The following is a 16,969-nucleotide window of genomic DNA, read 5'->3' as shown; positions in this document are numbered from 1 at the left end:
GCCCCGAAATTGGCGATTAAGAATTCGCCCAAATTACCTGTAATCCGGGTTGAAACGGACTACTCAAATAAGGATGCTGCGGTAAAATCCGCAGGGATAAGCCTTGTAAACCCGAAGACGAATAAGCAATATTGGCCGTATAAATACTGCGACCGTTGGCGCCGCTTCCCTGATATTCCATCGTCATCGGCACCCCATCGACAATATTGCCGTCCGCATCCATCGGCCCTTTATACACTTGCACTTCCACATCTTCCGGCTTGAGTCCGGCGAGGTGAATTTGTGCTTTGACGGCGATATCCTCGTTGACCTGGATCTCTGCAGGGGCGGAAATATCGACCGTTTCGATCTTGATATCGTACCAGCGATCGAACAGGTGTTGCTTCCAGTGAGCCAGTTCTTTCGCGGGTTGGTAGTGGTTCTCGATGGTTTGGTAGTAGCGATCGCTCGCGGGGAAATAGCCGTAAGTCGCGTAGTCGCTGACCATGCGCGCGGTGTTAAACTGCGGGCAATTGAGCCGGATCGCCTGTTTCATCTTCGCCACCCATCGGCGCGGGATGCCTTCTTCGTCGCGATCGTAGAATAAGGGAACCACTTCCTTTTCGAGTAAATCGTAGAGGGCGTTGGCTTCCACCTCATCTTGATAGTCCGGATCGTCGTACATTTCCCCCTGACCGATGGGCCATCCCGTGCGCACGTAGTCCGCTTCGTTCCACCAGCCATCGAGAATGCTCAAGTTGAGCACTCCATTCATCGCCGCTTTCATCCCACTGGTTCCGGAGGCTTCGCGAGGACGGCGCGGGGTATTGAGCCAGACATCGCAGCCAGACACCATCATGCGGGCGACGTTGATATCGTAATCGGGAATAAAAACGATATTTTTCTCGCACTTCTGTTCCCGAATGAAGTGGACGATGTGGCGGATCATTTCTTTTCCGGGAATATCTTTCGGGTGAGCTTTCCCGGCGATCACGAACTGAACCATCCGTTTTTTAGGACTGAGCATTCCGCCTTTGAGGCGATCGCTGTGCAGGTCGAACAAAATCCGTTTGATCCGGTCTAAATCGCGCATGAACAAGGTCGCGCGCTTGTAAGTGGCGAAACGACGGGCGAAACCGATGGTTAACACGCTCGGATCGAGGACTTCTTGGGCTTGGGACAGTTCGCTCAAGGATCCGCCGCGATCGCGCAAATATTTTTCGAGGCGATCGCGCACGAACACCACCAACTCGGACCGACACCGCTCTTGCGCCCTCCACAGTTCGTCATCGGGAATCGAACTGACCCGATCCCACAAAGAATTGTGCGCCGGAGTTGTAGACCATTTCGGTCCGAGATAGCGATCGTACAATTCCTGGGTGAACTTCGCCACGCAACTGCGCGCGTGAACCCCATTCGTAATCGCCGTAATCGGGACTTCCCCCACAGGTAAGGCGGGCCACAAGTTTTTAAATAACCTTTGCGACACGTCCCCGTGCAGTTTAGACACCCCGTTGACAAAACTCGCCATTTTAATCGCCAAGGTTGCCATACTAAACGGCGATTCGAGATCCCCGGTATTTTCCCGACCCAGGGCTAAAAATTCCTCGCGAGAGAGGTGCAATTTCTCGGCATAGTGACCGAGATAGTACATGATTTTGTCCGCCGGAAACATATCAAATCCGGCAGGGACGGGGGTATGGGTGGTAAAAATACTGCTGGCGTTGACGACTTCTTTCGCTTCGTGGAAACTCAAACCGTCGCTTTCCATTAAATGACGGATCCGCTCTAACGTTAAAAAGGCGGAATGTCCCTCGTTCATGTGGTAGACCGTCGGTTTGAGTCCGAGGGCTTCGAGCATTTTGACCCCGCCAATCCCGAGCATGATCTCTTGGTGCATTCTCATATCGAGATCGCCGCCGTAGAGTTCGTCGGTGATGTCGTGATCGTAGGGATTATTGGGTTCGATGTTGGTATCGAGCATGTAAAGCGGCACCGTTCCCACTTGGACGCGCCAGACCCGGGCGTAAACCTGGCGTCCGGGGTAGTCTACGGCGATCCGCAGTTCGTTACCGTTAGCGTCGCGTTCGAGGTGCAACGGCATGTTGTAGAAGTCGTTGATCGGGTAGCGTTCTTGTTGCCAGCCATCGGCGTTGAGATACTGGCTGAAGTAGCCTTCTTGATAGAGTAAACCGACCCCGACGAGGGGCAACCCGCGATCGCTCGCCGATTTGAGGTGGTCGCCTGCGAGGACGCCCAAACCTCCGGAATAGATCGGGAGGCAGTCGGTCAAGCCGAATTCGGCGGAAAAGTAGGCGTAGCAGTCTTGGGATTGTTTGTCGGGGTCGCGGTGTTTGGCGTACCAGGTTCGTTCGCGCAGGTAGTCTTCGAGTTGAAGGGCGGCCCGTTCGACTTGCGCGAGGAAGCCTTCGTCTTCGGCGACTTCTTGCAAGCGCGCTTGGGAGATCGTCCCGAGCATTAAGACGGGGTTGTGGCGGCTGGATTCCCACAAGTCGCGATCGAGTCGGCGAAACAGGTCTTTAGTTTCGACGTTCCAATCCCAATGAAGGTTATAAGCAAGTTTGCGTAAGGGTTCGAGTTTTTCCGGTAAGGACGGAGAAACATTAAAGGTACGAATGGGTTGCATAAGCGCGGGATATTTTCTACGGTTTTACGAAGAAGTTGAAATGGACTGCGAACAGTAAAAATTTTTCCTCCTGCTTTTGTTCTATAACTCATTTTCTGCTGAGTTTTCTTGAAAGTTAAGTTGTTTTAATAGTTCCGAACCTCTGGAGAGAGGGGAACTGGGTGCGGGACGGTTGTTACAATAAGGGCGATTTGGATGGGGGCGATCCTCCTGGGGAGACGCTAAGCGAAGGCGGCGAGTCGAGGCAAACAAGGGACGATGAACAAAGTACAGGGACTGACGCTAGTAGTGGCGATCGCGGGATTGGGACTCGGTGCGGGATTGGCGGCGGCGATTCGCTCGTCTACGGGTACTTCGGCGAAGGTGCAACGCTTGATTCACGGGGGGAACGGTGCCGAGGTGGTCTCGACGGAGGACTCCCAAACCGATCGCACGATCGCCTTGGAAGACGATGCCGAACCGGGGAGCGACTTTTACGAGTTTCGTCAGCGCTTGCGCGCGGCGGTCGGACAGCGCGATCGCACTTTTGTCGAATCGGTGTTACCCGAACAGTTACCGATCGGGTTTTCGGTGCCGCGATCGCACGATGCCCTAAATTTAGAGGAGTCCGACAGTTGGTTTTGGGCCCAGTTACAAAAGGCGATCGATGTCGGCTGTTCTCCGGCGGAGAATCCCCCGACTTTCGATCGCGTCGATGCGGATACTCAAATTTGGGTCTGTCCGAATGTGGTGCAGGCGTTCGTCAGCCAGTTTCCCCCACCGGAAGAGGTGGAGGGGGTTTCGTGGCAGTTGGAACAGGCGATCGTCGTCGGCGAGAATGTCAACGTGCGATCGGAACCGACTTTAGAAGGTGAGACGATCGCCAGCGTCTCTAATGCCGTCGTCACGCGCGATCGTGAGGAAGCCGAGAACATGCAACAAGCTTCCGGCGGCGAAATCGACCCCATCGACGGCTGGACTCCCGTGATCTTGGCGGGCGATCGCCAGGGATATATCTATAATCGATATGTTTATACGCCCTTGGATTATCGGGTCTTATTCGGTCAAGTCGAGGGCAACTGGCAAATTTTAGCCATGCCTGGAGGCGAATGAGAGGGATTTTAGATGTTTAGAGTTTAGATTTTAGATGTTTAGATTTTAGATTGAGTTTTGGCATGGGGGCCGTTAATCGCGGATGCTTTCGACATTTTCTTCCCAATTTTGGCCGTTGAAGGGAACGATCTTAAATTTCGAGATAACATTTCCATCCAAACACCGGACATTCACATCAACTCGATCCGGGTGCGATCGCGGAATATAAAAGGGGTGGATGCCACATTTCTTACAAAATTTGTGCTTTGCGATTTCCGTGTTAAACGTATAAGTTTGTAACATCTCCTCTCCGCGCAATAAAGTAAATTGTTCGGAAGGGACGATTAAATGTAAAAAGCCCTTTTTCGTGCAAATCGAACAGTTGCAATCCACCGCCTCATGTCGGTTAACCACAACCCGAAAGCGGATTGCACCGCAGTGACAACCCCCTTCATAGGTTTGAGAATGATGACTGTTGCTCATTGAACCCTCATAAAAAAGTACAAACCGCCTGTTTGCGTTGGCGCAATTGGCGAATTATCTCTGATGAAACTTATTATCGCGATCGTGCGTCTAACTTGGGTACAATTTTAATTGTAGATGGGCGATCGCAGCTACATCAATCATTATGGGAGGGCGGCAATCAGTCAATTGTCGCTCTTATTTGCTCTACCTACCGCCAAACTCATGCAAAATCACCTCGTTCCGCTTCCCCCCGACAGCGAATCGAATTCCCCCTCTCAAACCGCACTTCCCCTCAGCTTTATTCCCAATGTCGGCCAGACCGATGCAAAAGTTGCATTTAGCCTCCGCCACGATGGGGTCAATATTTTTTTCACCCCCGATGAAATTGTTTTCAATAGCATCAATCAACTCGAAAGTGAAACGGTTTCCTCCACCGTGGAAATGCAGTTTCTCGGGGCCAATCCCAATCCTGAAATTACAGGATTACAAGAATTAGAAGGAGTTGCCAACTTTTTCTACGGCAACGACCCGGAAAAATGGTTGACGAATGTTCCAACTTATGGCGGTGTAGTCTATCAAGATTTATATCCGGGAATTGATTTAGTTTATCGCGGTACGGCAGGAAATTTAAAACGCGATTTTATTGTCGATCCTGGGGTCGATCCGAATTTAATTAAAATTGACTATAGCGGCATCGAAAACATCGAGATTGACGAAGAAGGAGACTTAATTTTAACCACTGAATACGGAGAATTCATCGAAGATGCTCCCTTCAGTTATCAGTATATTCACGGCGAAATCGTCGAAGTTGAAAGTCGCTACAAATTACTCGACGAGAATCGTATTGGTTTTGAGTTAGGCGCCTACAATCCCGCTTACGCCGTGGCGATCGATCCAGTCTTAGAATACTCTACCTATTTAGGGGGAACGGGAGATGATGGCGGCAGCAGCATCGCCGTAGATAATGCAGGAAATGCCTACATCACCGGGGCAACTTTATCGAACGATTTCCCCGATACCGTGGGGGGAAATCAAGGTTTAGATGTATTTGTTGCCAAACTCAATCCGACAGGAACGGGATTGCTTTACAGCACCTATATCGGTGGTGCCACCATCGATGCAGGAACGGATATTACTGTCGATAATTTGGGAAATGCTTATATTACTGGCAGTACAAATTCAATAGATTTCCCTACCCTTTCTGCTTTTCAAACTGCAAAAACTGGAGGTAATTCTGATGAAAATGAAGTATTTATTACAAAATTAGATAATACAGGAACATTAGCTTACAGCACTTATCTCGGCGGTACTAGCATAGATATCGGACGGGGGATTGTCGTTGACAGTAACGGCGATGCTTACGTTACTGGAGAAACTTATTCTACAGATTTTAATAGTGCCAATAATACCAATAACGGCGCCGTTGATGCTTTTGTCGCCCGCATCAAAGCATCCGGTGCAGTTTTAGCCTACAGTCGCTATGTTGGCGGAAAACACATCGATGAAGGTCAGGGAATTGCTATTAATAGCAATGAGGAAGTTTATATTACTGGGGAAACCTATTCGACTGCAACAGATTTTAATACAGATTTCCCAGCGACTTCGACGGGTTTAGAGGTCAATATCAATCAAGGGGATAATACCAGCAATAGTGATGCCTTTATCGTTAAATTAAATACGGCGGGAACGAATGTCGAATATGGGACTTATTTCGGAGGAAGTAATACCGATGAAGGCTACGGGATTGTTGTCGATGATATCGGCAATATTTACATAGCTGGGATTACCGGGTCGGGAACCACTGCAACTCTTCCATTACCAACGACGGCTGGAGTATTACAAGATACCCACGGCGGCGGAACCTTTGATGTTTTTGTGGCGAAGTTTAACGAAACGGGAGTTACGCCCGTTTTTTCATTAGACTATTCGACCTATTTAGGGGGAATAGGAAATGACAACGTTCGCGGACCGAAGAGTCTCGCCGTTGATGATAGCGGTAATGCTTACTTAACTGGATATACACGAAGTAATGATTTTCCTCTGTTACCGCCAACCCTTACAAATAGTCCCATTCAACAAGTTTTTGGGGGCGGGGACGATGGGTTTATTGCCCAATTAAATAACGATGCGACTGCCTTAACTTATTCTACTTATCTCGGCGGTACGAGTGAAGATCGCGCCTACGCTATTGCCCTCGATAGTTCTGGAAATGCTTATGTTACTGGAGAAACCAGTTCTTCGGACTTCCCCGTAGTTCCTTTATCTAATTTGGGTTTAGTCACCAATGCTTTGCAAACATCCAATCAATTTGGGATGGAGGGGTATGACGCTTTTGTCTCCAAAATTGTCACCGGGTCGCCGGAAGTTCAAATTCGGACTGATGGCGATGTGACGGTAGACGAAGACGGAACCTTAACGGAACAGTACGAAATTCTCCTGACGACGCAACCGACAGCAGATGTAACGGTACAAGTTGCGTCGGATACTGAAGTGAATGCTACCAATTCGGTGACCTTTACTTCGGCGAATTGGTTTATTCCGCAAACGATTGCGGTCACGGCGGTAGACGATCTCGTTTGGGAGGGATCGCATACGGGGACTCTCACCCACAGTGTCACCTCTACCGATACGGTTTATGGAGATGGGGGAATTTCAATTACTGTTGATGGTACGGCGTCAAGTATAATAAATCCCAGTATTGTCGATAACGATTTACCACCGTTGATTATTTCTGAGATTCTTTACAATCCCGAAAGTGTAGAGCATGACTGGGAGTGGATTGAGGTTTACAACGACGGGACGACCCCGATTGATTTATCCGGGTTTGTCTTAGATGACGATGATTCAGGCGTTCTGGCGGCGGCGAATATTGCCAGTGGGACGATCGCCCCCGGTCAAACGGGTATTCTTTATAATGCGGAAGATCTTACGGCGGCGGCGTTCGAGGCGGCGTGGGGAAGCGGACTCAATCTTATCCCGGTTACCGATTGGCCCGCCCTGGCGAATGATGGCGATCGCATCGGATTATGGGATAGTTTAACCAGTTACAATAGTCGCGATTTTACAACAACGATTGACGAGGTAAACTACGATAATGTCGGACCTTGGCCGTCGTTATCCGGGGGTGGCGGACCGTCGATCTATTTAACCGATCTCAGTGCAGATAATAATACAAGTGGCAACTGGGCGTTAAACAATATTGGTACAACTTCGGCAACGGGAACGGCTTACGAAAGTGCTAACCTCGGCGGCAATAATGGCTTAGATATCGCTTCCCCGGGTTCGATCGATACTACGCTTCCCATGGCGAATCTGACGGCTGCCGATGTGACCGTGGCTGGAGGGGCGAGTTACACGTTTACGGTCGAGTATAGCGACGATCGCGCGATCGATGTCAGTAATTTAGATAATAATGACATTATTGTGGTGACGCCGACGGGGGCAAATCTGGCGGCGACGCTACAAAGTACGACGGCGACGGGCAACAATACCCCGATTACGGCAACCTATCAAATCGTCCCTCCCGGCGGAACCTGGGACGTGACCGACGATGGAACTTACACGGTTCAAGTTCAAGCCAGCGAAGTGACCGACACGACCGGAAACGCCCTCGACGCGGGCAGTTTGGGGAGTTTTCTGGTGGATACGAATACGCCGCCAACGGCGAATGCGATCGCCGAGATCGTCGTTGACGAAGATGCGGCGAATCAGGCGATCGATCTGTTTGCTGCATTTGACGATGCAGAAGATACGGATCCAAATTTAATTTATACCATTATCAACAATAGTAATCCCCTACTGTTCGACACGACGAATATCGATCCGACGGCGGGAACTCTCACTCTCGACTTCGCCGCCGATGTCAGTGGAAGCGCTAATCTCACCTTACGGGGAACCGATACGGGCGGAAAGTTCGTAGAAACGACAGTGGCGGTAACGGTCAATGGGGTCAATGACGCCCCGAGTTTTACCCCGGGGGGCGATCTCAGTATCGACGAGGATGCGGGTTCGCAAACGGTAGCTGGGTGGGCAAGTGCGATTGCTGCCGGGGGCGGTAGCGATGAAGTCAGTCAGAACTTAACGTTTAATCTAACGACAGATAACGACAGTTTGTTTGCGACGTTACCCACGATCGCCTCGGATACGGGAACTCTAACTTATACTCCGGCGGCGAATGTGTCGGGAACGGCGACGGTGGCGGTGACGTTGCAGGATGACGGCGGGACGGCAAATGGCGGCGAGAATACGTCAACGGTTCGAACCTTTACGATCGCGATCGCCCCGCTTAATGATGCCCCGATTCTGAGTAATATTACCCTATCCGGACCGGAAGATACGGCGATCGCCTTTAGCGAATCCGACTTTACCGCAGCATTTAGTGACACGGAAAGTGACGAATTATCCGCAATTTCGATAACGGCTTTACCGAGTCACGGAACATTGACCCTTGCAGGGGCGCAACTAACTGCCGGAAGTGCGATCGCCCGTTCAGACCTCGCCAAGTTGGTATTTACCCCGGGTGCCGACTTTAACGGAACCACCAGTTTTAGCTGGAATGCCTCTGATGGTAAGGATTTCAGCAATAATGACGCGACGGTTAATTTGACGGTGACGCCGGAAAATGACCCGCCAACAGTGGACGAGGCGATCGGCGATCGCACCGCGATTGTAGGGGAATTAGTGAGTTTCGCGATCGCCGCCACTTATTTTAACGATATTGACGGCGACGATCTGGTTTATACTGCAACCTTAAATAATGGTGCCGATTTACCCATTTGGTTGACTTTCGACCCCTCCACCGGAACGTTTAGCGGAACGCCGGACACCGCAGATCTCGGCGAATTCAGTATTAAAATTACCGCCAGCGACGGTTTGGAAGTGGTCAGTCAGACGTTTGGCGTGACGGTTACTCCCAATTCTGAAGAAGAAGATCCAGTTATCGAAGACCCGGTTATTGAAGACCCGGTTATTGAAGATCCTGTTATTGAAACTCCAGTTAACCAAGATCCCGTTATTGAAGATCCCGTTATTGAAACTCCAGTTACCGAAGATCCCGTTATTGAAGACCCGGTTATTGAAACTCCAGTTACCGAAGATCCCGTTATTGAAGACCCAGTTATTGAAACTCCAGTTAACGAAGATCCGGTTATCGATAATCCCGTTATTGAAACTCCAGTTAACGAAGATCCGGTTATCGATAATCCCGTTATTGAAACTCCAGTTAACGAAGATCCTCCAGAAATTCCGATCGCCCCCCAAAATAACCTCCCTGTCAGCGATCGCTGTTGTGATTGCGAGTTGAGCGTAGAACAGACTGAATTCAATGCAGCATTAAGTAATATAACGCCGCCTATTCCCAATTCAATCGAAGCCGATCGCCTCGGAAATGAACAAAATAACGTCATTTTTGGCAGCGATCGCGCCGATGGCTTATTTGGATTTAGCGGTAATGATGCCTTATTCGGTCGGGGGAATGACGATAACTTATATGGCGACGAAGGGGATGACATTCTTCGCGGCGGACGGGGAAGCAAAACCCCAGTGGGAGATTCGATCGATCGCGATCGCCTCGAAGGGGGCTCCGGGGACGATATTCTTCATGGAAATGAAGGTAATGACACGATTTATGGCGGATCTGGCAGCGATCGCGCCCACGGTGGCAAAGATGACGATTTAGTGTTTGGCGATCGCCATAACGATATTTTATGGGGAGATTTGGGCAACGATCGCATTTTCGGCGGGGTCGGCAGCGATCGATCGCCCGCCGACGACGACGATCGCGATCTGATCTTCGGCAATCGTGGCGACGATGAGATCCACGGCAATCAAGGCCGAGATAGCCTCTACGGCGGACGAGACGACGATTCGATCTGGGGAGGGAAAGACGGCGATCTGATCTGGGGCGATCGTGGAAATGACCGCCTGATGGGGGATAACGGCGATGATACCGTCTTCGGTGGGGTTAGCGATTCCACCGTTGGCGACCCTGACGGTCGAGATTGGTTATTCGGTGGGGAAGGGAACGACTTTCTCAACGGAAACGAAAGCGAGGACACCCTTATCGGTGGAAATGGAGACGACACCCTCCACGGCGGACAAAATAACGATATTCTCGCCGGAAATCGCGGCGATGATTGGTTATTCGGCGATTTCGGGGCCGATATCTTCTGCGGTGGCGACGGTAGCGATCGCTTCGTGTTACACAGTAGTGGAGGCGATCGCATTGTCGATTTTGAAGACGGGATCGATCGCCTGGTATTATCGTCTGGGATAAGTTTTGAAATGTTGGCGATCGTTGACAGCGAACGGGGGGCGATCGTTCGTTCCGGCGATCGCATTTTAGTGACTCTCGATAACATCGAATTTGGGGCGATCGATCGCGATGATTTTGAAATTTTGTAAAGGTCTTCAGCAAATCGGGTGTAATTTGTTGCATGGGATGCATGGGATACCAAATAGTAGGGACGGACAGCCGTTTTGCCCTAGGTTTTGCCCTACTATTTGCCCCTAGGGAAACTGAAACCTGAAGACTCTGCGATCGTTGAATTGCCATCATAAAATAGCAACTTGGGCAATTATTACCCACCCCACTCCTCCACCTTACTTGAAGCTAAGATCTAAAATCTAAAAGCTAAAATCTTACTTATGTCTCTCGAAACTGTTGCAGGCGAAGCCCTCATTCAGCAAAACTTAGAACGATTTTTGCTCGTTCTCACCGTTTCCTTAAGCGTTGCCACCCTGCCACAAATTTTTAGTTGGGTTCGGCAAATTCCCTATACCTTACTCTTAGTTATTGTCGGTTTAGCCCTCGCCTTTGTCGATGTCCGTCTCGTCAATCTTTCTCCGGAATTAATTCTCTCTATTTTTCTGCCTCCCTTGTTATTCGAGGCAGCTTGGAACCTGCGATGGCCCGATCTAAAACGAGATTTATTTCCCGTCGTTCTTTACGCGATCGTCGGCGTCATTATTTCCGTTCTTGGCATCGCATTTTCCCTCAATCAATGGGCGGCAATCCCCCTCACTACAGCCTTATTACTCGGGGCGAGTCTGTCCGCTACCGATCCGGTTTCAGTGATTGCTTTATTTCGAGAATTAGGGGTAGACAAACGGCTTTCGACCCTCATGGAAGGGGAAAGCTTATTTAACGATGGTGTTGCCGTTGTCGCCTTTAGTTTGCTGGTCGGATTGGCATTGGGAACCGATGATTTTGAGTTGCGGCGGACGGTGGCTGAATTTGTCGGTTTTGTCGGCATTGGGGTAGGGGTTGGGAGTTTAATCGGTTTTGGAATTTCTTTTTTAACCCAACGGTTTGACTTGCCTTTAGTCGAACAATCGCTGACTTTAGTTTCCGCTTACGGGACTTATTTAATTACCGAAGAACTCGGCGGTTCTGGGGTGATCGGTGTCGTCACGGCGGGGATGATTTTAGGGAATTTCGGTTCGCGAATTGGCATGAATCCGAGAACGCGATTAATTGTGACTGAATTCTGGGAATTCCTCGCATTTTTCGTGAATTCGATTGTTTTTTTACTGATTGGCGATCAAATTCAATTTGCGAGTTTGGGCAATAATTTAGATACGATCGCCATTACCATTGCCGCCGTTGCGGTGACTCGGGCTGTTTCGATTTATCTCCTCGGAGGATTTAGTAATTGGGTCGTAGAATCGAATATTAATTGGCAGGAACGGACGGTATTGTGGTGGGGCGGATTGCGCGGTTCGGTGTCGATCGCCCTCGCATTATCAGTTCCGATTATTCTCGACGCCAGAGAAGAAATCATCGCCACCGTATTCGGGGTGGTTCTGTTTACGTTATTGGTTCAAGGATTGACGACGAAACCGTTACTAAAAGCGTTAAATCTGCTGGGAGAACAAAGCCAGAAACAGCAATATTTAGAAGCGATCGCCCGTCGGATTGCATTAACCCGGGTTCTCGAACGCCTCGAAGAAGAAAAACGGCGACCGGATATCGATCCGGAATATTATCGCTATCAAAAAAGCTTGGTTGAAGGGCAAATCAAAGAGTTAGAAAGAGAAATCGAGGAACTGCGATCGCAAGAACCGGATTTACAAGAATTTGTCCGCGAAAAGTTCCGCGAAGAACTCCTCGCGATCGAAGCCGATACCTATGCCGAATTCGTGCGATCGGGGCGCTTAAATCGAGAGTTGGCACCGTTTTTGCAAGACGTCATTCAAGAGGAGAAAAATTAGAGTTCTTACTCTGTGGCGTGGGTCTTTGACCTGCACAAAAAATGCACAAAAAACGCACAAAAAAACAGCCCACCATTCTGTTGCAATTGAGATTGAGAGGACTGGTGGGCATGGCTGATTCAGAATGCCTTAAAAGTCGCGTTGGAGAATTTCTTTCCCTCGGCGATAGAGTTCGCGGGCGTAGTCAGTCCAGGTTCCTTGTCCCCAGTAGCGAAAACAACTGGTTTGAACCAACATGTTGTAAAGCAATGCTTCGCGATAACGGCGTTCCCGTGTCAGGGATTCACTATAAATCGGGTCAATTTTTTCGTGGAAGAGGGCGCTGAGTTCGTTCATCGGCCCGAGGACGTTTTCGTAGCCTTGCACCCAACTGATGTGGTTGGTCCAGGAAGCCCCTTCGACGTGGAAATTGTGGTCGTGTTGCTTAATTTCGGCGATCGCCGCTTCTACGGCTTCAGAAGTGGCTTTCTCCGGATCGACCTTTTGCCAGATCTTGTGTTGTCCCACGGGTTGGCAAATCGGATAATCTTCCGGAGAACAGCCCGCCGCTTCGATCAGTTCGAGATATTCAGTTCCGTTGAGGGCGACGGTTCCGGAACTGCCCCCTTCATTCTTGCCGATGTCGTAAATCGCCTGTTTGAAGCCGTCGGGAAACTCGTTCATCATGACGCCGCCGTTTTCGCCGTCGCCGATTTGGCTGACGAGGGGGGGAACGGAACGGTTGCCGATTTGCTGGCGAGACAGCCCTTTCGCTTCGTAATAGGGCTGCATTTGGGCGACGAGTTTGGTATCGGACCCTTGGGTTTTAATGAGGGCGGTGATGCTGGTGGTTTCGCCGTTGGAATTGCGCGCCACGAGGCGATAGGGGATGTGTTTGTAGCCGAGTCCGTGACCTTCGGGGGTTTCCACGGAATGCTCTTGGACGAGTAACCAGCGATAGCCGCATTCTTTGAGGGCTTTAACGTACTCGTAGAGGGTATCCGGGTGGTTGGGAAGGTGCATTTCCGGCGGCGAGAAGCCTTTGACGCGACGCAGGGCATCCCAGCCGAAGATCGCGGCAAAATGGTGTTGCCACGCTTGAATGTGAAGTTTGATGTCGGGGATCGGGTTGGAGGGGACGACGCCGTGGCCCCACATGGTCCCCAACCATTCGACGTAAGGCTGATAGGCGCGATCGCAGGTAATCCGCTTGAGGTTGTCGAGGACGTCGTCGCGTCCCATTTGTCGCAATCCCCACAGGAGGTTTCCGGAATAGTCGAGCATCACCCGGGGGTTATAGCCTTCGGCGACGAGTTCGGGGATGAACTGGCCCATGCGCGAATAGCACCAGGCGAAGGGTTCGGCGTTGTGGTTGTCGCCTTCGCCGGGATGCTCGAACATGTACTGGAGGTTGCAGATCGGTTCGCCGTCGGCCCCGGCGGGGATCGTCGGCTGGTGCATGTGCAGGGCGATCGCGAAACCGGAATTAATCCGGTCGAGCTTGATGTTGGTATCGCCCAGGAAAATCGGATCGTCGTGGTTGACCACGCGACTGACTTCGTTTTCCCAGCCGCAAATATTGGGCAGGCCGTCCACCAGTTCGTCTAAGGTGGGAAGGTTGGGCGAGAGTGGTGTTGAAATCACGATCGTTAATGCTTATAGTGAGATTCGGTTCACCTTAGCTTACCTCCGATGGGCGATCGCCCGCCATAGCCTCGGTTACGAAGCGATCGCGATCCATATATATACTTATTGACTGATGTTCCCCAGTTTCCTCCCGCCTGACGTCGAAAATTTGACCGAGCCGACCTCGATCGCCCTGGCCCAACGCATCCAACGGCAGGGGATCCCCACCCCCTTGCGCGAGGAGGCGATCGTCACCAGTTTCGTCCGCGACGGTAGCGGCGACCCGCCAATTTTGCTGCTGCACGGCTTTGATAGCTCCCTGTTCGAGTTTCGCCGTCTCTTGCCCTTGCTTTCGCCCTATTTCGAGACCTGGGCTCTGGATTTGCTCGGGTTTGGTTTCGGCGATCGCCCGGTTGGATTGCCGACCCCGGCGGCGATTAAGACTCATTTACACTCGTTTTGGCAAGAAGCGATCGCCCGTCCGGTTATTTTAGTCGGCGTGTCCATGGGTGGGGCGGCGGCGATCGACTTTACCTTATCCTATCCCGACGCCGTAGACCGTCTCGTCCTCGTCGATAGCGCCGGATTTGCCAAAGCCCCGGTGATGAGTCGCTTTTTATTTCCGCCGTTGGGCTATTGGGCGACGGAGTTTTTACGCAATCCTCGGGTCCGCCAAAAAATTAGCGAGCAAGCTTATTACGACCGGACATTTGCCTCTGTAGATGCGGCGGTTTGTGCGGCGCTGCATTTAAAAATGCCCGGGTGGAGCGAAGCGACGATTTCCTTTACGAAAAGTGGCGGTTATGGTTTTTTAAGGGATAAGATTGGTAGAATCGAAAAAGATACGTTAATTCTCTGGGGCGATCGCGATCGCATTATCGGCGTCAAAGATGCGACTCGGTTTGAAGAAGAAATTGCGGGCAGCAAACTGATTTGGATTCCCGAATGCGGCCACGTTCCTCATTTAGAAAAACCCCGAGAAACTGCTCGTCATATCGTCAATTTTAGCGGGCGCGCCATCGAAGCCAGCGATTTTTAGAAGGCGCGGAGATCGGAGACGCCCTCCGATCGTCTTCCGTCCACTTCAGGGGTGAATGTTACTCATTTTTAACCCTTGTCAATATTATTTAAGATTATTTCAATTCTTGTTAAAGTTTCAGATATCCTGACTCTAGGGAGATCGGGGCGATCGCCTCCGCAGAGAACGAAAATTTTCGGGATTGAAGGAACAAAATTGGGTGAAACCGGGGTCTGCGATCGCGGATCTATTCGGTAAAATTTGGACATTTCTACCGATAGAAACCGATCGGTTGTCCGAGGGGAGTAAACGGACAACGAGGAGCCTCCAAACCGTCGCGATCGCGTCGCCGTCGTTCGGTGGTCGGGATCGACAAAGAGCTTGCTAGAGCGGGGTGTTGAGAACAGTTCGACTCGCCCTCGCGATCTCAGAGCGATCGTCCATCGATCTTTAAAAACTTATTTTAAAGTTGCGATAAAGCTTTTCAAAAATAAATTTAGCCCTGCAAGGCTTCAACCCTAAAAACAACTATAAAAACAACCATAAAAATACTAGAGCTATCCCTTTATCGCTTGTTGCGTCCTTGGTTCGGTTTACTATGTCTCTCAACCCTTCCGTGTTGGAATCCCTCTCCTTAGAGCAGGCGATCGAGCGCGATCCGCTTACCGTCAGTCCCGACCGACCGATTGTCGAGGTCGTCGCCTTAATGAGTGAAGTTCGCGATGGAACCTGTACCTTAGAGGACGAGTGGGAGAAAACCTTAAGTGCAGGGTTTCCCTTGGAAGGAGAAATCGCCACGGGCAACACTTATATTCTAGTCGTCGAAGGGGCGCGCTTAGTCGGCATCGTGACCGAAAGCGACCTGGTAAAACTCGCATCCCGCGCTATCCCCCTCGCCCAGTTGACCGTAGCCGACGTAATGAGCGCCGATCCGATCGCCCTGGAATGGAGCGAGCGACGCAACCTGTTCGATATCGTGCAGTTATTTCGCCAACACGCCATCACCCACGTACCGATCGTGGACGGGCGATCGCAACTGCTCGGCGTCGTCACCGCCGCCCAGATCCGGCGAGTGCTTCAACCGTCTAACCTGCTCAGATTTCAGGAAGTCCGGGACGTGATGAACCCGGAAGTGATTTGCGCGTCGCCAACCACCTCAATTCGCGAAATTGCCGAACTGATGGTGCGGCGGCGGATCGGCTGCGTGACGATCGCCGAAGAGCAAAACGGTCATCTCATCCCCCTCGGGATCGTCACCCAACGGGATGTTATTCAATTTCAAAGCTTAGAACTCGATTTAGAATCCCTCAGCGCCCAAACCGTGATGAGCGCTCCCGCGATCGCGGTGTCCCCGCACGATTCCCTCTGGGACGCCCACCAAATCACGATCGAGCGCCGGATCCGGCGCCTGCTCGTCGTCGGGGCGTCCGGGGAATTACTCGGGATCGTCACTCAAACGCGCTTGTTGCAAGTCCTCGATCCGGTGCAGATGTATCGCGTCATCGAAGTGCTGCACGAGCAAGTCTTGCATTTAGAAGCCCAAAAAGTGGAGTTACTGCGCGATCGCGCCGCCGATTTAGAAGAAAAAGTGCGACAGCGCACCTCCAAACTGCGCGATCGCGTCCGTCGCGAAGCCCTCCTCGCCGGGGTCGCCTCCCGCATTCGCGAATCGCTCAACCTCCAGGAAATTTTAGATTCCACCGCGCGCGAAGTGCGGCGCTTTCTCGACTGCAATCGGGTCTTGGTCTACCAGTTCGCGCCGAATATGGAAGGGGAAATCGTCGCCGAATCGGTCAGCGAGGGCTGTCTGTCGATCCTCGGCGAGCAGATTCGCGATACTTACTTTCAGACGAACGGCAGTTTGGAATATCTCAACGGACGCAAGCGATCGGTCAACGATATTTACCAGGCGGGATTGACGGGTTGTCACGTCGAACTACTCGAACAGTTCCAGGTTCGCAGCTGACTGCCTG

The 16,969-nt window shown here is 51.1% G+C and carries 8 protein-coding genes; 5 read left to right on the top strand and 3 right to left on the bottom strand.

Features of this window, described 5'->3' with window-relative positions; translation table 11 throughout:
• Positions 1 to 16 precede the first annotated feature (16 nt).
• The gene (gene glgP / locus JJD41_RS04085; protein WP_200664832.1) at positions 17 to 2,626 is read right to left on the bottom strand and encodes an alpha-glucan family phosphorylase; all 2,610 of its coding nucleotides are present in this window, start codon (positions 2,624 to 2,626) and stop codon (positions 17 to 19) included.
• A 258-nt stretch (positions 2,627 to 2,884) separates the two neighbouring features.
• On the opposite strand from glgP, the gene JJD41_RS04080 reads away from it, so the two are divergent.
• On the top strand, positions 2,885 to 3,718 hold the full coding sequence (locus JJD41_RS04080) for an SH3 domain-containing protein (protein WP_200664831.1): 834 nt from the start codon (positions 2,885 to 2,887) through the stop codon (positions 3,716 to 3,718).
• A gap of 72 nt (positions 3,719 to 3,790) precedes the next feature.
• Here the strand turns inward: JJD41_RS04080 and JJD41_RS04075 are convergent, their stop codons facing one another.
• Positions 3,791 to 4,180, bottom strand: coding sequence for a GFA family protein (locus tag JJD41_RS04075; protein WP_200664830.1), 390 nt, complete (start codon positions 4,178 to 4,180; stop codon positions 3,791 to 3,793).
• Between the two features lie 204 nt (positions 4,181 to 4,384).
• Here JJD41_RS04075 and JJD41_RS04070 point away from each other — a divergent pair, with 204 nt between their 5' ends.
• Together JJD41_RS04070 and JJD41_RS04065 are read left to right on the top strand one after the other, a co-directional pair.
• A complete protein-coding gene (locus JJD41_RS04070) occupies positions 4,385 to 10,564 on the top strand; it encodes a DUF7948 domain-containing protein (protein ID WP_200664829.1) in 6,180 nt (2,059 codons plus the stop codon).
• 243 nt (positions 10,565 to 10,807) lie between these two features.
• On the top strand, positions 10,808 to 12,373 hold the full coding sequence (locus tag JJD41_RS04065) for a Na+/H+ antiporter (RefSeq protein WP_200664828.1): 1,566 nt from the start codon (positions 10,808 to 10,810) through the stop codon (positions 12,371 to 12,373).
• A gap of 129 nt (positions 12,374 to 12,502) precedes the next feature.
• Here JJD41_RS04065 and JJD41_RS04060 read toward each other — a convergent pair whose 3' ends face one another.
• Positions 12,503 to 13,999: a glycosyl hydrolase family 57 gene (locus tag JJD41_RS04060; protein ID WP_200667067.1), complete on the bottom strand. Its 1,497-nt coding sequence runs from the start codon at positions 13,997 to 13,999 to the stop codon at positions 12,503 to 12,505.
• A 112-nt stretch (positions 14,000 to 14,111) separates the two neighbouring features.
• Here JJD41_RS04060 and JJD41_RS04055 point away from each other — a divergent pair, with 112 nt between their 5' ends.
• Positions 14,112 to 15,017 carry an alpha/beta fold hydrolase gene (locus JJD41_RS04055; protein WP_200664827.1) on the top strand — a complete coding sequence of 302 codons (906 nt, stop codon included), beginning with the start codon at positions 14,112 to 14,114 and terminating at the stop codon, positions 15,015 to 15,017.
• Positions 15,018 to 15,594: 577 nt separating this feature from the next.
• The gene (locus JJD41_RS04050) at positions 15,595 to 16,962 is read left to right on the top strand and encodes a CBS domain-containing protein (RefSeq protein WP_200664826.1); all 1,368 of its coding nucleotides are present in this window, start codon (positions 15,595 to 15,597) and stop codon (positions 16,960 to 16,962) included.
• Positions 16,963 to 16,969: the final 7 nt, after the last annotated feature.

This window comes from Oxynema mangrovii CENA135, from assembly GCF_016632315.1.
Classification (GTDB): Bacteria; Cyanobacteriota; Cyanobacteriia; order Cyanobacteriales; family Laspinemataceae; genus Oxynema; species Oxynema aestuarii.
Note: the sequence above shows the minus strand (reverse complement) of the source record. Positions and strands in the feature narration are given on the sequence as shown.